This is a genomic window from Seonamhaeicola marinus (assembly GCF_008085455.1).
In genome coordinates, this window is record NZ_VSDQ01000718.1 from 195,504 (window position 1) to 214,634 (window position 19,131).

General features: G+C 33.2%; 12 protein-coding genes. 9 read left to right on the forward strand and 3 right to left on the reverse strand.

What is annotated here, in order from left to right; translation table 11 throughout:
* Positions 1-29: 29 nt before the first annotated feature.
* The 6 genes from ychF (at position 30) to FUA24_RS18345 (ending at position 9,222) form a co-directional block, all read left to right on the forward strand.
* Entirely contained in the window at positions 30-1,124 is a 1,095-nt protein-coding gene (ychF, locus tag FUA24_RS18320; RefSeq protein WP_148544519.1) for a redox-regulated ATPase YchF, read from the forward strand.
* Entirely contained in the window at positions 1,117-2,514 is a 1,398-nt protein-coding gene (locus FUA24_RS18325; protein ID WP_148544520.1) for a hypothetical protein, read from the forward strand. The genes ychF and FUA24_RS18325 overlap by 8 nt, the downstream gene beginning before the upstream one ends.
* An 80-nt stretch (positions 2,515-2,594) precedes the next feature.
* On the forward strand, positions 2,595-3,503 hold the full coding sequence (locus FUA24_RS18330) for a DMT family transporter (RefSeq protein ID WP_148544521.1): 909 nt from the start codon (positions 2,595-2,597) through the stop codon (positions 3,501-3,503).
* A 116-nt stretch (positions 3,504-3,619) separates the two neighbouring features.
* A complete protein-coding gene (locus FUA24_RS18335) occupies positions 3,620-5,476 on the forward strand; it encodes a DNA topoisomerase IV subunit B (RefSeq protein ID WP_148544522.1) in 1,857 nt (618 codons plus the stop codon).
* A gap of 93 nt (positions 5,477-5,569) precedes the next feature.
* Entirely contained in the window at positions 5,570-8,194 is a 2,625-nt protein-coding gene (locus tag FUA24_RS18340) for a DNA gyrase/topoisomerase IV subunit A (RefSeq protein WP_148544523.1), read from the forward strand.
* A gap of 29 nt (positions 8,195-8,223) precedes the next feature.
* Positions 8,224-9,222 (forward strand): endonuclease/exonuclease/phosphatase family protein, encoded by a 999-nt coding sequence (locus FUA24_RS18345; RefSeq protein WP_148544524.1) that lies wholly within the window; start codon positions 8,224-8,226, stop codon positions 9,220-9,222.
* A 42-nt stretch (positions 9,223-9,264) separates the two neighbouring features.
* On the opposite strand, the gene FUA24_RS18350 is transcribed toward FUA24_RS18345, so the two are convergent.
* The 3 genes from FUA24_RS18350 to FUA24_RS18360 form a co-directional block, all read right to left on the reverse strand.
* Complete coding sequence (locus FUA24_RS18350) at positions 9,265-10,446, reverse strand: carboxypeptidase-like regulatory domain-containing protein (RefSeq protein ID WP_246147091.1); 1,182 nt, start codon at positions 10,444-10,446, stop codon at positions 9,265-9,267.
* Positions 10,447-10,676: 230 nt separating this feature from the next.
* Positions 10,677-12,497 (reverse strand): cytochrome-c peroxidase, encoded by a 1,821-nt coding sequence (locus FUA24_RS18355; RefSeq protein ID WP_148544526.1) that lies wholly within the window; start codon positions 12,495-12,497, stop codon positions 10,677-10,679.
* Between the two features lie 12 nt (positions 12,498-12,509).
* Positions 12,510-14,072, reverse strand: coding sequence for a PhoX family protein (locus FUA24_RS18360; RefSeq protein WP_148544527.1), 1,563 nt, complete (start codon positions 14,070-14,072; stop codon positions 12,510-12,512).
* Between the two features lie 304 nt (positions 14,073-14,376).
* On the opposite strand from FUA24_RS18360, the gene bshC reads away from it, so the two are divergent.
* The 3 genes from bshC (at position 14,377) to guaA (ending at position 19,021) form a co-directional block, all read left to right on the forward strand.
* Complete coding sequence (bshC, locus tag FUA24_RS18365) at positions 14,377-15,972, forward strand: bacillithiol biosynthesis cysteine-adding enzyme BshC (protein WP_262713610.1); 1,596 nt, start codon at positions 14,377-14,379, stop codon at positions 15,970-15,972.
* 71 nt (positions 15,973-16,043) lie between these two features.
* Positions 16,044-17,414, forward strand: coding sequence for a pyridoxal phosphate-dependent decarboxylase family protein (locus FUA24_RS18370; protein WP_148544528.1), 1,371 nt, complete (start codon positions 16,044-16,046; stop codon positions 17,412-17,414).
* Between the two features lie 71 nt (positions 17,415-17,485).
* Positions 17,486-19,021: a glutamine-hydrolyzing GMP synthase gene (gene guaA, locus FUA24_RS18375; RefSeq protein ID WP_148544529.1), complete on the forward strand. Its 1,536-nt coding sequence runs from the start codon at positions 17,486-17,488 to the stop codon at positions 19,019-19,021.
* Positions 19,022-19,131 lie beyond the last annotated feature (110 nt).

A 19,131-nucleotide genomic window follows, 5' to 3' on the forward strand; every position in this document is an offset into this window, starting at 1 on the left:
AAGTGCGGGAATGACAAAAGAGTATTTTCATGAAAGCAGGCATAGTAGGATTACCAAACGTAGGCAAATCAACTTTATTTAATTGTTTATCTAATGCAAAGGCGCAAAGTGCAAACTTTCCGTTTTGTACCATAGAACCTAATATAGGTGTAGTGAATGTTCCAGATCCTAGATTAGAAAAATTAGAAAGTCTAGTAAATCCAGAAAAGGTAATACCTGCAACAGTAGAAATAGTAGATATTGCTGGGTTAGTTAAAGGTGCTAGTAAGGGGGAAGGTTTAGGTAACCAATTCTTGGCAAATATTAGAGAAACTGATGCTATTTTACACGTTTTACGTTGCTTTAATAATGATAATATTGTACATGTTGATGGAAGTGTTGATCCTATTAGAGATAAAGAAACTATCGATATGGAGCTTCAATTAAAGGATTTGGAGACAGCCGAGAAGAAGCTCGATAAGGTTAAAAGAGCAGCTAAAACAGGAAATAAAGAAGCCCAAGCAGAAGAAGCTATTTTATTAAAAATAAAAGAAGGTTTAGAGTCTGGAACTTCGGTTAGGGCTTTAGAGTTTAGTGATGAAGATTATGAGGAGTATGTAAAGCAATTACAGTTTATAACGGATAAACCTGTTATGTATGTTTGTAATGTAGATGAAGGAGCAGCAGTTTCTGGTAATGATTATGTTGAACAGGTTAAAGAAGCTGTTAAAGACGAAAATGCAGAAGTATTGGTGTTAGCTGTAGGAACAGAAGCAGATATCAATGAGTTAGATGATTATGAGGAGCGTCAAATGTTTTTAGAAGATGTTGGTTTAGAAGAACCTGGTTCTTCTAAGCTTATTAGAGCTGCTTATAAACTTTTAAATCAGCAAACATATTTTACTGCGGGTCAAAAAGAAGTTAGAGCTTGGACTGTAGATATTGGCGCTACTGCACCTCAAGCTGCGGGTGTTATCCATACAGATTTTGAAAAAGGCTTTATTAGGGCTGAAGTTATTGCCTACAATGATTATGTGTCGTTAGGTAGCGAAGCTAAAGTTAAAGAAGCTGGTAAAATGCGTGTAGAAGGTAAAAACTATGTTGTAGCAGATGGTGATGTGATGCATTTCCTTTTTAATGTCTAGACTTAAAAAATATAGTTTTTGGTATCTATATATAGGTATTTCTATATTTCTAGTATTTCTTTTCTTTGTTACTAAGGATATACCCTTCTTTTGGGATGGTTTAACAAAATCTCAAAGAGCAGATTGGATTTTTGAAAATAATTTTAAATCATTAATTGTTCCTAACGAAATCAATTCAGGGCATCCGCCTTTGTGGATATTTTTATTGGCCTTGTTCTGGAAGCTTTTTGGAAAGACAGTTTTAGTATCTAGAGTTTTATTACTCTTAGTTAATCTTTGTGTTTATTATCAATTACTAAAATTGTTTGAAAAATTAGCACTTAAAAACGTTCCAATAATACTAGTTTTAATTGTTTGTTTAGATCCTACTTTAATAGCACAAAGTACGAGTCTTAACAATGATATGTTGCTACTTTTCTTCTCTTTATTTGCTCTAAATTCAATTTTATCTTCGAGTTATTATCTCCTAATTTTGGCATATTCCGGATTACTTTTAACTAATCTGAGAGGCATATACATGCTCGGTGCTTTTTCTATTATTCACCTCTTTTTTATTTATAAAGGTTTTGTTCAATTAAATCGGAAACTTGTCTTAAGTTATTTAATACCATTAACTATTTTTGGTGTATTTGCCTATTTCCAGTATAGTGCCCTAGGATGGGCTATTTTAAAAGATAATAGCCATAGAAAAGCTGTAAATGGAAATGCTAATATCATTAAGAACATATTAGCTTATATAAAGTGTTATTTAGATTACGGGAGGGTATTTATTGTTGGGGTTTTAATTTTAAAGTTAAAGTCGGTAGTAAGTTTATGTAGAGAGAATGATAAGTTTTTTAAATTAATGGTTTCATTTATAGTTGTTTCTCTTGTATTGTTTTTTGGAACAGTGTTAATGTCAAACCCAATAGGTGATAGATATTATATTCTCGGATATATTCTTTTACTTGTAATTTTTGTAAACATCATTGAAAGGTCTATTTCTAAATACAAAAAAATAACAATAGTTACAGCTATTGCGGTACTCTTAACAGGTCATTTATGGATATATCCGGTAACAATTTCTCAGGCATGGGATAGTTCCTTGGCTCATTTAAATTATTTTCCGGTTAAAGAGAAAATGGAAAATTATTTAGAAGAGGAACATATAGAGACAAAAAACATAGGAACAAGGTTGCCAATGTCCTATGAGAAAAATGCATATTTATCTTCCGAAAAAAAAGACAATTATGCTAGTTTCAGTTTAAGAAAAAATGACTACATTTTTATTTCAAACGTCGATAATAAAACAAAAGATGATGATATTTATATTGTTACCCAAAATTGGGAACATGTAAAAACGTTTTCCCAGTTAGGAGTTTTTATTTCATTGTATAAGAATCCTAAATAACCAGATTATAGCCTCTTGAACATCGTAAAAAGGACTGAATCTTAAAAACAGTATAAAATGGCATAAACTACCTTTGATTTATGCAAAAATCAACCAAAAAATTTGTTTACGGCGTACTTCTTGGAGTATTAGGTATAGTACTATTTTCCTCAAAAGCCGTTATGGTAAAATTAGCCTATAATTATCAGGTTGATACGATTAGTATTCTCTTGCTACGAATGGTGTTTTCATTCCCGTTTTATGTAGTTATTGCGCTCTTATATCGTAATAAAGGGAGTATAGCATCTATAAGTCGAAAAGACTATTATTGGGTTGTTATATTTGGGATAGTTGGCTATTATTTGGCTAGTTATTTTGATTTTGAAGGGCTTAATTATTTAAAGGCTAGTTTAGAGCGTATTATTCTATTTATTTATCCTACAGTCGTATTACTGTTAAATAAAATATTTTTAAAGAAACCAATAAGTAAAATTCAAGCTGGAGCCATTATCCTAACCTATTTAGGCATTGTAATAGCATTTGGAACAGAAGTTTCTATTTCGGGTAGTGATACGTATTTAGGAGGTTTTTTTATTGTTTTAAGTGCCATAACTTACGCTTCGTATTTAGTAGGTAGTGGTTGGTTAATACCAAAGTTTGGGGTTGTTAAGTTTACTTCTTATGCCATGTTAGTCTCATGTTTGGCCGTATTTGTTCATTACGGCTTAACCTATAGCGGAGATATTTTTAGCCTTCCTTGGCAGGTGTACGCATTGGGCTTTTTAATTGCCATTTTTGCAACGGTAATTCCATCGTATTTAGTATCAGCTTCAATAAAAATGATTAATTCATCAAATTTCGCAGTACTTGCTGGTTTGGGACCAATTTCTACCATTATTTTGGCGGCTATTTTTCTAAATGAAAAATTAACCTATTTACAATTGCTAGGAGCCTTAGTAGTGATAATAGGTATCTTAATTGTATCGATTAAAAGCAATAAAAGTAAATAAGAAGGGGTTCTCAACAATATACATGGGCTATTGTTAATTACTTTGTGTGCTGGCTATTTTATTTTTTAAGGCGTTGTGTTATATTAGCGAGCAATCACTAAATCTCTCTTGTTTTTATGGCAGTACAATCCAATTATACCGAAGATAATATACGTTCATTAGACTGGAAAGAGCATATTAGAATGCGTCCGGGAATGTATATTGGTAAGTTGGGTGATGGCTCATCTCCTGATGATGGTATTTACATTCTCTTAAAAGAGGTTCTGGATAACTCTATTGATGAGTTTGTAATGGGAGCTGGGAAGACCATAGAAATTTCGATTCAGGGTAATAAAGTGATTGTTAGAGACTACGGACGAGGTATTCCATTAGGGAAAGTGGTTGATGTAGTATCTAAAATGAATACAGGTGGGAAGTACGACTCAAAAGCCTTTAAAAAATCCGTAGGGTTAAATGGTGTTGGTACAAAGGCGGTAAATGCGCTTTCTAATTATTTTAGAGTTGAATCTACACGTGATGGAAAATCGGCCTCCGCAGAGTTTGAAAAAGGAGAGTTGACGGCAAAAGAAATGTTAGATGACACCTCTCGAAGAAAAGGAACTAAAGTATCTTTTATTCCAGATGAAACCATTTTTAAGAACTATAAATTCAGAAATGAGTATATAGTAAAAATGCTTAAAAACTATGTGTACCTGAATCCTGGATTAACCATTGTTTTTAATGGAGAAAAATATTTCAGTGAAAACGGATTAAAAGATCTTTTAACGGAAAGCACAAATGAAACCGATTTATTATACCCAATTATTCATTTAAGAGGGGATGATATTGAAGTTGCTATTACCCACAGTAAGACACAATATAGCGAAGAGTATCATTCGTTTGTTAATGGACAGAATACTACCCAAGGAGGTACACACTTAAATGCTTTTAGAGAGGCGGTTGTAAAAACCATTAGAGAGTTTTATGGCAAAAGTTATGATGCCTCAGATATTAGAAAATCTATTATAGCAGCCATTGCTATTAAGGTTATGGAACCTGTTTTTGAAAGTCAAACTAAAACGAAATTAGGTTCTACAGAAATGGGAGGAGATTACCCAACAGTAAGAACTTATATAAACGACTTTGTAAAAACTAAACTTGATAATTTTTTACATAAAAATCCAGATTCTGCTGAAAAAATTCAAAGGAAAATTCTACAGGCAGAACGCGAACGTAAAGAACTGTCTGGTATTAGAAAGTTGGCAAAGGATAGAGCAAAAAAAGCAAGTCTTCATAATAAAAAATTACGGGATTGCCGTGTACATTTTGGCGATACTAAAAATGAAAGAAACTTAGAAACAACCTTGTTTATTACTGAGGGAGATTCTGCATCTGGAAGTATTACAAAATCTCGTGATGTTAATACACAAGCAGTGTTTAGTTTAAAAGGGAAACCATTAAACTGTTACGGACTTACCAAAAAGATAGTCTACGAAAATGAAGAGTTTAACCTGCTTCAAGCGGCTTTAAATATTGAAGAATCTTTAGAAGATTTACGTTATAACAATGTAGTAATTGCTACCGATGCCGATGTAGATGGTATGCATATTCGCTTGTTATTAATAACCTTCTTTCTTCAATTCTTTCCAGAAGTAATTAAAGAAGGTCATTTGTATATTTTACAAACACCGCTTTTTAGAGTTAGGAATAAGAAAGAAACGATTTATTGTTATACCGAAGAAGAACGGGTTAACGCCATTGAAAAATTAAAACCAAAGCCAGAGATAACACGATTTAAAGGACTTGGAGAAATCTCGCCAGATGAGTTTAAACATTTTATTGGTGAAGATATTCGATTAGACCCTGTTATGTTGGATGATAATATGTCTATTGAAGAGTTATTAGCATTTTACATGGGTAAAAACACACCATCTAGACAAGAATTTATTATAGATAACTTGAAGGTGGAAATGGATTTAATTGAAGAGAAATAAGATAACGGAATTTATATAACTATCATTTCGCACTAGATGTGGAATGGAACCCGTAAATTAAACAGATTCCTGCGTTCGCAGGAATAAGAAAGTATGATAGAAGAAGAAAACGACGACTTAACAAACCAACAAAGCGAAGAATCTCAGGAAACCGAAACTATAACTCGTGTAACGGGTATGTATAAAGATTGGTTCTTGGATTATGCCTCTTATGTAATTTTAGAACGTGCAGTACCAGCTATAGAAGATGGTTTTAAGCCTGTGCAACGTCGTATTATGCATTCTATGAAGGACCTTGATGATGGGCGTTACAATAAAGTAGCTAACATAGTAGGGCATACTATGCAGTATCACCCGCATGGTGACGCAAGTATAGCGGATGCTATGGTTCAAATTGGTCAGAAAGATCTATTAATTGATACCCAAGGAAACTGGGGGAATATTTTAACAGGAGATAGGGCAGCGGCGTCTCGTTACATAGAAGCGCGTTTGTCTAAGTTCGCACTAGATGTAGTTTATAACCCAAAGATTACGGAATGGCAGGCCAGTTACGATGGTAGAAGGAAAGAACCTGTAAATTTACCTGTAATGTTCCCTTTGTTATTGGCACAAGGAGGAGAGGGAATTGCGGTAGGGTTATCAACTAAAATATTACCACACAATTTTCTTGAACTTATAGATGCTTCCATCAAACATCTCAAAGGAAAAAAGTTTACGTTAGTACCCGATTTTCCAACAGCTGGAATAGCTGATTTTACGAATTATAATGATGGTAATAGAGGAGGAAAGGTAAGAGTAAGAGCTAAAATTTCACAGTTAGATAAAAACACTTTAGTTATTACAGAGCTACCGTATGGCACAACAACTTCGTCTTTAATTGATTCTATTTTAAAAGCTAATGATAAAGGAAAAATCAAGGTTAAAAAGATTGAAGATAATACTGCTGCTGAAGTTGAAATATTAGTGCATTTACCTTCTGGATTATCACCAGATAAAACCATTGATGCCCTTTATGCTTTTACAAGTTGTGAGTCCTCAATTTCTCCTTTAGGTTGCGTTATTGAAGATAACAAACCATTGTTTATAGGAGTTTCCGAAATGTTACGTCGTTCAACAGATAACACTGTTCAGTTACTCAAACAAGAATTAGAAATAAAACTTGGCGAGCTAGAGGAGCAGTGGCACTTTGCTTCTTTAGAACGTATTTTTATCGAAAACAGAATTTACCGAGATATAGAAGAAGAAGAAACATGGGAGGGGGTAATTAAAGCTATCGATAAAGGACTTCAACCTCATATAAAACACTTAAAACGGGCAATAACTGAAGATGATATTGTACGTTTGACTGAAATAAGAATTAAGCGTATTTCTAAATTCGATATTGATAAGGCGCAGCAGAAAATTGATGCTTTAGAAGAGCAAATAGCCGAAGTTAAACATCATTTAGAACACTTAATCGAATACGCTATTTCTTATTTTACAAGATTGAAGAAAGATTATGGCGAAGGACGCGAAAGAAAGACCGAAATAAGTGTTTTTGATGATGTAGATGCAACTAAAGTGGTTATACGAAACACAAAACTCTATGTTAATAGAGAAGAAGGTTTTATAGGCACTTCATTACGACGTGATGAATATGTTGGTGATTGTAGCGATATAGATGATATTATTGTGTTTACGGCAGCAGGAAAAATGATGGTAACCAAAGTTGATACAAAGACTTTTGTTGGTAAAGATATTATTCATGTTGCGGTGTTTAAAAAGAAAGATAAGCGTACTATTTATAATATGATTTATAAAGATGGCGCTAAAGGACCTTCTTATATTAAACGTTTTGCGGTAACTTCTATTACTAGGGATAGAGAGTACGATTTAACAAACGGGAATAAAAGTTCTAAGGTATTGTACTTTACAGCAAACCCTAACGGAGAAGCCGAAATTATCACTGTTAATTTAAGGCAAGCAGGAAGTATTAAGAAGCTTAAATGGGATATTGATTTTGCTGATATTTTAATAAAGGGAAGGGCTTCTAAAGGAAACGTAGTTACTAAATATTCTGTAAAACGAATAGAGTTAAAGGAAAAAGGAGTATCCACATTAAAGCCTCGTAAAATTTGGTTTGATGATGTTGTACAACGTATAAATGTTGATGGAAGAGGAGAGCTTATAGGTGAGTTTAGAGGCGAAGATAAATTATTGATTATAAATCAAAAAGGCATAGCAAAAACAGTTACTCCAGAAGTAACAATGCATTTTGATAAAGACATGATTGTCATGGAAAAATGGGTGCCAAAAAAACCTATTTCTGCTATTTATTACCATGGAGGAAAAGAAATGTATTATGTTAAGCGCTTCTTAATAGAAAATGAAAATAAAGAGGAAAGTTTCATTTCTGAAGATGCCAATTCCCAGTTAGAAATTGTATCTACAGACTGGAGGCCAATTGCAGAAGTTGTTTTTGCAAAAGAACGTGGTAAAGACAGAAAAGATAATTTAGAAATTAATCTAGAGGAATTCATTTCTATAAAAGGTATTAATGCCTTAGGAAATCAGTTAACAAGAGACAAAGTGAATCAGGTGAATTTATTGGAGCCATTGCCTTATGAGGCTCCAGAAGAAGTACATGCCGATGATTTAGAAGTTGTAGACGAAACTGAAGTTTCTGGAGATACTACTAATTCAAACAAAGGAGATCAAAATCAAACGGAGTTATTTTAAAAAGTGCTTAATTATCACTTAAGCTAATAATGATTCGACTTTTAAAAACTTTAGGAAGTAGTTTTTTTACTGTACTTGTGCCTATTGCAACAGTTTTAGGGGTGTTTGTGGTTCATTATACTACTAACTTTTTGTCATTTGTATTCTCAATATTATTTCCATTATTGTTTCTAATAAATGTAATATTGCTAGCTTATCTTCTTATTAAAAGAAATAAGAAGGTGATTTTACCCGCTATTGCCGCAGCTGTCTTTTTATTTAATTTTAATCTTTTTTTTCAAAAGAATTCAAGTGATTTAGGAGCGCAGGATAGTTTGTCCATTTTAACTTATAATACGCGCAATTTTCAATTAGGAAATAAAGAAGAAAAATTAGTTGATTTCGTTAAAACTAAGAAATCTGATATCGTGCTATTTCAAGAATTTTCGGCTATTAAGTATCACCTTTTTAAAAAGGAATATCCTTACTGGATTAAAACAAATCAATTGGCTCCGCATAAATCGGTTTTAGCTTTTTTTTCAAAATATCCAATTATTAATAGTGGTGTTCTGGATTTTTTAAATAGTAAAAACAATGGTATGTTTGCCGATGTTAATTATAAAAACGATACGATAAGGATTTATAATCTACATTTAGAATCTTTTCATGTTAGAATCAATTCTCGCACAACTTATACTAAATATGGAATGTTTAAAGTATTAAAAAAAATTTCTCACTCGCAAAAGATAAAGGAAGAACAGGTAAAGTTAGTTAAAGATCATATGAATGATTTTGATGGTAAAATTTTAGTTTGTGGAGACTTTAATAGTACCCAATACTCTTCTGCGTATTTAAAGTTAAAAGAGGGTAAAAAAGATACTTTTATTGAGAAAGGAAATGGTTTAGGAACCACATATAGCTTAAATAGATATCCCTTAAGATTAGATTATATTTTGGTAGATGAGGATATTGAAGTTTTGTCTCATAAAAACTATGACCTTAACTACTCCGATCATGAACCAGTTTTTACGGAGTTAAAATTGAACTAAATAAAAATCCCGATAAATATTTATCGGGATTTTTGTTAATCTTTAAGACTTCTTGAGTTGTCTTTTTATTTTCGCAATGGCGTTTTCTATAGACTTTTCGGGTTCAATTATGTTGTATTCTCCCCAAAATTCAGGATCAGAAAAACCAGAAGCTTGGTCTGTTAAAATAGTAGATGGACGTAACATTTGGTTTTTAAGTTTTGCAAATTTACTGTCTTGAATTTCCCAATCTGTAACAGCCATTTCGCTATTTAACGTATAAACACTATTAAATAATTTTCCTTTCCAATTTACCTTAAACGATAGTAAAATGTTGCTGTAAGCATAGTGCCATTTTCCATTTTGAGTTCTGTAATTTACTCTATATGTTGCTTTAGTTGGGTGCACTGCCACTTTTCTTGGCTTTTTACGCACGAACATTTGACTTGCTAAATGCTTGTTCTCAACATTTAGACTATAAACGGCATTTGTTAGAGCTAAAGTTTCAGCATCTATATAAAGTTTACCATAATAAAGCGGTTCTTTAATGAAGGCAGTCTGTTTAAAATTAACAACATATACCATCTTTTTGTTAATATTTGTAGACTCACCAAAGCTAAATTCATAATCATCAATATCATCTTCGGTAAAAATGAATTCAGGGTATTTTACCAAATCTGTATACAAGTTGCTAAATGGGCCACCTTGAAGTTTCAGTGCCAAAGTATCTAACCTTGAATAGTCTGTGTTTTTTCTTGCTTTAACAAGTTCAATATTATCTTTTCTGTAGTTAGCATATGGTTGCTTATGAATTTTAACCACAGCTTCAGATAATGAGGCATTTTTTCTTCTTTTCTTTATAGTTTCTCTATAAAAGGCGGTCATTAATGTGTTACTATTATTATAAAGCGATGATTTTTTGCTTAACGTTTCTAAGACCAATTTTTTGGCATCACCAGGTCTAGATACTAAATTGACTTCATCTAAGGCCGTTACAGCCGGAACCAAGGCAATTTTTATTTTACCTTTTAATGAACTAATATCAACTTCTTTTTTTTCGTATCCCAAATGATTTATAACAACAACCCCTTCAACATGTTTTGCAGGCACTTTTAAAAGAAATTCTCCATCAATATTAGATACTGTACTAATATTAGTGCCTTTGATAATAAGGTCTGTAAAGACTAAACGGTCTTTAGTATTTTGATCAATAACGGTTCCTTTAATTTCTAAAAATTTCGACAAGTTTTGCGCAAACGTAGTACTTATTCCACCCATAAAAATGATGCAAATGACCAGTAAGCATTGATTGAAATTACGAATATTTCTCATGATTTGTAGTGTTTAAGGGATTAGTAACCAATAAGATACTTAAAAAAAAGAAAAAACCCCAGAGTTTTACTAGGGTTTAACATTTTATTAGTAAATGTTTGGTTAGGTTTTAAGAAGATTAAATTGCTCTAAAACTTCTATACTTAATAAGATTGGTCTGTTAAGGTCTTCATAAATGCTATTATAGCTTTTATTTCATGAGCCTTTAAATCCAACGCATCAGGAGGTAAGGTCTGATGTGGAACATCCAATCCCATCCCTTGACCACCACCTTTATTGTAAAAGTCTAGAACTTGCTCCAAAGTTTCCAAGGCTCCATTGTGCATGTATGGTGCAGTTAGTTCTATGTTTCTAACTGTAGAGGTTTTAAAGAAGCCTTTACGTTCCTCAATATTATATAAGTTATACCTTCCTAAATCATCGTCTAATTCTGGGTTGTTAAAATCAGAAGTTTTTGTCATACCCAGGTTTTCTAGCTCGGTTTCATCAAATTTTGGAGGTACTGTTCCATTAAATGTTGGAGGAAAATGACATGTGGCACAGGCTGCTTTACCCATAAATAGATTAAAACCAAGCGTTTCTTCATCATTTAAATCGGAAGCTTCACCTCTCATGTTTAAATCAAATTTGGAGTTAAAACTGCCTAAGCTTCTTTCATAATTAGCTATGGCATTAGTAATATTTTGATTGGTAACTCCATTAGAATAAAGCTTGTTAAATACTTTTACATATGAGGAATCTGAAGCTATATTCTTCTCAATGGTGAATAAATCAGTGTGAAATTCTTGAGTGTTTTCAACTACATGTTTTATTTGACCTTCTAAAGTAAATGCAATGCCATCATAAAAGAATGCTTTTTGATAAGCAGTATACATTAGGGTAGGCGTATTTCTTAATAGTGGTTTGCCAGAATTGGAATTGGGCACTTTTAGGCCATCAGTAAAAGCTTTATCCGAAACATGACAACTTGCACAACTCATTAGGTTATCTTTTGATAAACTTTTATCGTTAAATATTCTTTTACCTAAAGTAATTATACTATCACTATTTTTATAAACACCTTTAGAAGAGAACCCAGCTAAATTGAAGAAGTCTTGCCCAAACAAGTTAACAGATTTAGGGTTTAAATGATATCTCGCTTTAAGCTCTATTTGCCAATCCTTGGCAGTTTCATTTACTAAATTTAGTTGTTTGTTAATGTGATTTTTAATAAAGTCATACCTGTTAAAATCGTCAAAATTATTTTCCTCTAAAATAGTAAGGGTAGATTTCAACTCATTTATCCATTCATTATACAAATTAGAATCTGCGAAAGCTTGTTTGTATACAATTAATATTTCTAAAATGGATTGATAATTATATGAAGCTTCTTTTAAAGAGTTTAATAAAACGGGAGAATCAAAGCCAGTTATACCTTTTGTTGCAATTGTAATAATTTGATCTCTAATCATCTTTAAAAAGTGCCTATCACTCTGTCTAGAAATCATATTGTTAACCTTTATAAAAGGTAATCTTGCATTCATAAAGGTTAAAGTTCTGTGCAGACTTTTGGTATCCGGTTCATCTCCAAGTAATGCTTCTTCTATGACCTGAAAACTTGCTGGTTTCTGTATCCTAATGTCGTTTGGAGCCTCTTCTTCGATTTTAAGAAGATTTGGTCCATTAAGTGTTTTGTAATTTTGATAGTCGAAGGCAATAATGAAAGGTTCGGCTTTTTTATACCATTCTCTGGATTTTAAAAAAGCTATTTTATTATCAGCTAATGTTCTAGATGTATCCATCTTTTTTAGATAAAAGCTGCAGCTATCCAGAGCTGTAAAATATATTTGGCTTAAGTCATCAATAAATACTGACTTCTCTTTGTCCGAAAGTTTAACTTTAGTTTCTCTTTTATTACCAGAACAAGAACAAAAGAGGCTTCCCAAAAGGAAAGCCACTTTTAAATGTGAAATTATTTTATGCATTCTGAATATGAATTATCTAGCCAAACCTTCAATTTTGAATAGGAATGACCCTTCGTAATCTGAGTTTTCGGCAGGAATAGCAGTTGGGTCATAAAATGGATGACCATCAGCTCTCACAGCTGTTGAAATTTTATCAACTTCCCAACCGTGAACTTGAACACCACATAGGAATGTTGGAGTAGAAGAGCCAATAATATCAGTAACATCTATCATACCAGTGAATTCCCATTTTCCGCCTCCACCGTAAAGTGTTTTTACATCAGTGTCATCTTCGTTACATTCTAGTACTGTTTTTAAAGTACCGTTTGCAATATCGTATTGGTAAATTTTAGCCCATTGCCCAGGTTTGTACCCATTTGGGTCTTCTTGGATGTATACATAGTTTTCGGTTACTACAATGTTATCAGGAGAATTGAAACCTGCAGCGATTCCACCAACTTTATCACCATCTAAAATACAAGTGATTTTACAATCGCCAGTAGGATCATTTTCATTTAGTTCTACCATATAAACTCTACCGTAAACAGTACCATAGGTAGGAGCTGCACTATTTCCAGTTACGTTAAAAAATAGTGTTCTTTCATTAGAAGCAGAGCCTCTTCTCCAATCAATGTCTTCTATTCTTTGGAAACCAATAGCACTAGAATCAATAGCTTCTGTATTTAGCTCATCTTTAGTTCTTTCATCCATCATAACCCATTCGGCATCATAAGTTGTTCCTTCTTCCATACCCATTTCGAACTTCATATTACCATCACCAACAGTAACTGGCGCCACATCACTATTAGTTTTTCCTCTTAAAACGTATAAGTTTCCAGCGTATAAGTCACCGCGGTTACCAACATACATACCTAAATGACCATCTGGTTCTGAACCTCCATCGTCATCACCTATAAAGGCCACAGTCTTATCTGTATAAGCGTTTTTACCAATAACTACGGCATTCTCAGTAGACCATTCACCAAATTCTTTTAATCTACTTGCTATTGAAGCTGAGGAAACAGGTTTAAATGGGTCAACAATGTATACACCTTTGTTATCACCTCCCCATTCACCTCCAGAAAGGTATAGAGGACCAAATCCATGTTCTTCTTCAGTAATTGAAGAAGCAGAACACTGTGCTGTAAAACCAGTAGCAAAAGCATTAACAATATAATCACCTTCTAAAGGTTGTAAGTTTGCGTTTAACCTAATTCTAGCAATAGAAAAATCTCTTTCTAAGTTGTTAATAAATGCATAAGTACCATCTCCATAAGGATATAAAGCAGCACCATCCATATAAGAACCGTAAACAAAAGATGGGTCGCTAGGTAAAATGTCTTGAGAAGTCATAAGCATTTCTACATTTACACTAGAGAAATCCGTACCTTTAATAAAAACTTTATCGGCAGAAACCACAGAGCTTGTTAAAGGTTCTAAAGTTGGAGGCATAAAATCTTCTCCATCTGTCCCGTCCACACCATCAATACCGTCAACGCCATCTCTACCATCTGTACCATCTTCAATGTCACAGCTAGTAAAAGCTACAGAAGCTAATAACATTAATACATAAATTGGATTAAGTAATTTTTTCATTTTTTTTGTTAAAATTTTAGTTATTTGTTTATTCCTCAAAACTATTTAACGAGTATCCAATGTTTGTTAATTAAGTAAGGTTGTTGTATTAATTTTTTGTTTCAGTAGTGTTAGGTATTTTATGCAATGTTTAATGTTTATAATGAATCTAAATAAATATAATAGGTAATCATAAGTATAAGAGCTTATTGTTAAAGCTTTTAATTAAAATTGTTCAATGTTAAGAACATTAATACGTTAAAAATCTGTTAGGATTTAGGAGAGGTTCTTACTAATCAATTACATTTGTTTAAATACTTTTTTTGTGACAAAATCATCTACACTAAAATTTTCTGATACAGGTTTTTTCTCCTCATTGATGAATGACTATTTAAATGAAAAGCCTGAATTAAATGAGTTTTACAATAAATTCCCAAGATTAAATAACTTTAAACCTCAGATAGAAGAAAAGCAAAGTTCATTTAAAAAAGAAACGCGATTAGTATTATCCAGTACTCTTAAATCTCAATATGAAGGTTTTGAGATATCAGAACTCACGCTAAATAATATAGATGCATTACGCGAGGACAGCACCTTTACTATAACCACAGGGCATCAATTAAATTTGTTTACCGGACCGTTATACTTCTTGTATAAAATAGTTTCTGCCATAAATCTTTCAAAAGAACTAAAAACGCAGTATCCTAAATATAATTTTGTACCTATATATTGGATGGCCACGGAAGACCATGATTTTGATGAAATAAATTATTTCAATTTTAAAGGTAAAAAAATACAATGGAATAGAAATGCTAGTGGCGCAGTAGGAGAGCTGTCTACTGAAGGTTTAGATGTGGTTTTAGAAGTTTTGAATGGTGAATTTGGCAATACAAAGAATGCTGAAGCTTTAAAAGATCTGTTCAAAAGGGCTTACATAAATAATGGTAATTTAACCGATGCCACAAGATATCTGGCTAATGAGCTATTTAAAGATTACGGATTGGTTATTGTTGATGGTAATGATAAAGATTTAAAACACCTTTTTACGCCTTATGTTGAAAAAGAACTTCTTAATCAACCCTCATTCAAAAATGTTTCGGAAACTAATGCAGTTCTATCTCAAGGTTATAAAATTCAGGTTAATCCAAGGGAAATAAATTTATTTTATTTAGATAAAGACTTAAGAGAACGTATTGTTTTTGAAGATGACGCTTATAAAGTAAAAAATACAAATATTGTATTTAGCAAGAGCGAAATATTAGACCATCTCAATGAGGTGCCTGAAAAATTTTCGCCGAATGTTATTTTACGTCCGTTGTATCAAGAAGTTATTTTACCAAACCTTTGCTACATAGGCGGTGGTGGAGAGTTGGCATATTGGTTCCAGTTAAAGGCTATGTTTAATACGTTTAATGTACCTTTCCCTATACTACTTCTAAGAAATTCTGTTTTAATTCAAACGGAAAGTCAGGCTAAAAAGCTTCATAATTTAAATATTTCCAAAAAAGATATTTTTCTAAAACGAGATACATTTATTAATAAGAAGGTTAGGGAGATATCGAATATCAATATTGATTTTTCTGAGCAAAAAGAACATTTAAAACAGCAATTTAAGGAGCTTTTAGTTTTGGCTGAACAAACCGATAAATCGTTTTTAGGTGCTGTGGAAGCCCAACAGAAAAAGCAATTAAAAGGTATCCAAAATCTAGAAAAACGCCTCTTAAAAGCTCAGAAAATAAAACTATCTGATCATGTTTTACGCATGACAGATATTAAAAACGAGCTCTTTCCAAATGGAAGCTTACAGGAGCGTAATGCAAACTTTTCTGAATTCTACATAGAATACGGAACTAAATTGGTGCCGAGTTTAATTGAAAATTTAAAACCGCTTAATGGAGAATTCTTAATTCTTACGCTATAAAAGATTCTCAAAAAACAAGCCTTTTTGTTGTTATAATCTTAAATTTGCATTCTATTATTTAAAATATAGTAATGCATAAGATTGATTTTGACCTTATTGAAATGACTATGGATGTTATGAAATACACCATAGATCGTGTTTCTGCCACAAAAAGTAAAATAGGAAAACCCCAAAAGGCTGAAGATTTAAAGGCTTTAGTAGGAGAAACGGTTACCCCAGAAGGCGTTGGAGGAGAGTATGCATTTAAGATGTGGCGCAAGCACTTAGTGAAAGCTATTGTACCAATAGATCACCCAAGACATTTGGCCTTCGTACCTGCTTCACCTACAAGGGCAGCAGTAATGTTTGATTTGGTGACTTCTGCATCAAGTATTCATGGCGCGTATTGGATGGAAGGTGCAGGTGGTATCTTTTGCGAAAATGAGGCTATGACTTGGATTGTTTCCTTAACCGGATTACCAGAAGGAGCCTTTGGTGTTTTTACTAGTGGTGGAACAGCAGCCAATTTATCCGCTATCGTAACCGCAAGAGAACATTGGAGAGAAAATGACGAATTTAAAAATGAGAAAGGTCTAATCATTACATCTATTGGAGCCCATTCTTCAATAAAAGCTATGGCAAAGGTTGCGGATGTTGATATTCTTCTTGTAGATAGTGAAGATGTTTTGAGTGGCGAGGAACTTCAAAAGTGTTTAGATAGTTTATCTGAAAATCAACGTAAACGTTTATTCGCAGTAGTAGCCACTGGAGGTACAACCAACGCTGGAATTATTGATGATTTAGATGGTATTGGAACTATTTGTAGAAGAGAAAAGCTATGGTTTCATGTAGATGCAGCTTATGGTGGTGGCGCTCTTGTAGCAGATTCTGTTAGGCATTTATTTAATGGTATTGAAAAAGCCGATAGTATCACTGTAGATCCGCATAAGTGGATGTTCTCACCATATGATTGCGGAGCAGTAATTTATAGGGAACCTGAATTGGCAAAAAAGGCACACGCTCAAGAAGGCTCTTATTTAGAGATTTTTAAAGATGAAGGTGCCAATGGGTTTAATCCTACCGACTATCAAATTCAACTAACTCGAAGAGTAAGGGGGCTACCTTTGTGGTTTTCTTTAGCAACTCATGGTACTGATAGATACAAGGAGGCTGTAGAACGTGGTTTGGAGCTCGCTCAAATTGCTGGACGAATGATTGATGAAAAACCTCATGTAGAATTGGTTAGAGATCCTAGTTTGTCTTGTGTATTGTATAGAAGAATAGGATGGCAACCAGAAGACTATAGGGAATGGACGTATGAGAACCATAGGAGAGGGTTTGCTCTAGTAACACCCACAAAGTGGAGAACTTCTGATGGTTTCGAAACGGTTTCTCGCTTTTGTTTTATTAATCCCGATACAACCGAAGCAGACATTGAAGCTATTTTAGATTCTATGAAATAACACGTTAATAACCTTTTTAAAAAAAAGTAAAATAGTAAAACGTAATTATAAAAACCTTTTTATTTTTGCGCATGCAACATGATAAGGTACTAATTTTAGACTTCGGATCGCAATACACACAGCTTATTGCACGTAGAGTTAGGGAACTCAACATTTACTCCGAAATACATCCATTCAATAAAATTCCATCTAATTTACAAGAGTATAAAGCAGTTATACTTTCTGGTAGTCCAAACTCCGTTAGAGGAGAGGATGCTTTACATCCAGATTTAACAGAAATTAGAGGTAAAAAGCCACTTTTAGCAGTTTGCTATGGGGCTCAATATTTAGCTCATTTCTCTGGTGGAGAAGTAGCGCCTTCAAACACAAGAGAGTACGGAAGAGCAAATCTATCTTTCATTAAAGGAAATGAGCCATTTTTTGCTCATATTCATACAGGAAGTCAAGTTTGGATGAGTCATTCAGATACCATTAAAAAGTTACCTGAAAACGGTGTTTTAATAGCAAGTACACATGATGTGGAAAATGCGGCTTATAGAATTGATGGTGAAGAAACCTATGCTATTCAGTTTCACCCTGAAGTATACCATTCTACCGATGGTAAACAATTATTAGAGAACTTTTTGGTGAATATTGCTGGTTTGCAGCAAGATTGGACACCAGATTCTTTTGTTGAAGAAACGGTTTCGGCATTAAAAGAAAAAGTAGGAGATGATAAAGTTGTTCTTGGTTTATCTGGTGGTGTAGATTCTACAGTGGCAGCAGTATTATTAAACAAGGCCATTGGTAAGAACTTGTACTGTATTTTTGTTAACAACGGATTACTTCGTAAAAATGAATTTGAAAACGTACTAAATCAGTACGAAGGTATGGGGCTTAATGTAAAAGGCGTTGATGCTTCAGATCGTTTTTTAGCAGCCTTAAAAGGTATTGAAGATCCTGAGAAAAAACGTAAAGCTATTGGTAATGCGTTTATTGAGGTTTTTGATGATGAAGCACATAAAATTGAAGACGTTACTTGGTTAGCTCAAGGTACTATTTATCCAGATGTTATTGAAAGTGTATCGGCTACAGGAGGTCCCTCAGCAACTATTAAGAGTCACCATAATGTTGGAGGTTTACCAGATTTTATGAAACTAAAAATAGTGGAACCATTACGTGCTATTTTTAAAGATGAGGTTAGAAGAGTAGGAGCTTCCTTGGGTATTGATCCTGAACTTTTAGGTCGTCACCCTTTCCCAGGTCCAGGATTAGGAATTAGAATTTTGGGAGATATTACAGCTGAAAAAGTTCGAATCCTTCAGGAAGTTGATCATATTTTTATAAACGGATTAAAAGAATGGGGATTATACGATAGTGTTTGGCAAGCTGGAGCAATGCTATTACCTGTAAACAGTGTAGGTGTAATGGGCGATGAGCGTACTTATGAAAAATGTGTAGCACTAAGAGCTGTAGAGAGTACAGATGGCATGACTGCAGATTGGGTAAACTTACCTTATGAATTCCTTCAAAAAACATCTAACGATATAATAAACAAAGTAAAAGGCGTTAATAGAGTAGTTTATGACATTAGTTCAAAGCCACCTGCTACCATAGAATGGGAGTAAAAGTGACTTTGTAATTATTTGAGTGTCTTACGCGTAGATATATATAGTTGTGACTCAATTATTTTTAAGATATTTAGGTCATCTTAATAGTACAATGTCACGTATATATC

Excerpts from the sequence above, each read along its gene's own strand:
- ychF (WP_148544519.1), top strand. The coding sequence starts at position 30 with ATGAAAGCAGGCATAGTAGGATTACCAAACGTAGGCAAATCAACTTTA.
- FUA24_RS18325 (WP_148544520.1), top strand. The coding sequence starts at position 1,117 with ATGTCTAGACTTAAAAAATATAGTTTTTGGTATCTATATATAGGTATT.
- FUA24_RS18330 (WP_148544521.1), top strand. The coding sequence starts at position 2,595 with ATGCAAAAATCAACCAAAAAATTTGTTTACGGCGTACTTCTTGGAGTA.
- FUA24_RS18335 (WP_148544522.1), top strand. The coding sequence starts at position 3,620 with ATGGCAGTACAATCCAATTATACCGAAGATAATATACGTTCATTAGAC.
- FUA24_RS18340 (WP_148544523.1), top strand. The coding sequence starts at position 5,570 with ATGATAGAAGAAGAAAACGACGACTTAACAAACCAACAAAGCGAAGAA.
- FUA24_RS18345 (WP_148544524.1), top strand. The coding sequence starts at position 8,224 with ATGATTCGACTTTTAAAAACTTTAGGAAGTAGTTTTTTTACTGTACTT.
- FUA24_RS18355 (WP_148544526.1), bottom strand. The coding sequence starts at position 12,497 with ATGCATAAAATAATTTCACATTTAAAAGTGGCTTTCCTTTTGGGAAGC.
- FUA24_RS18360 (WP_148544527.1), bottom strand. The coding sequence starts at position 14,072 with ATGAAAAAATTACTTAATCCAATTTATGTATTAATGTTATTAGCTTCT.
- FUA24_RS18370 (WP_148544528.1), top strand. The coding sequence starts at position 16,044 with ATGCATAAGATTGATTTTGACCTTATTGAAATGACTATGGATGTTATG.
- guaA (WP_148544529.1), top strand. The coding sequence starts at position 17,486 with ATGCAACATGATAAGGTACTAATTTTAGACTTCGGATCGCAATACACA.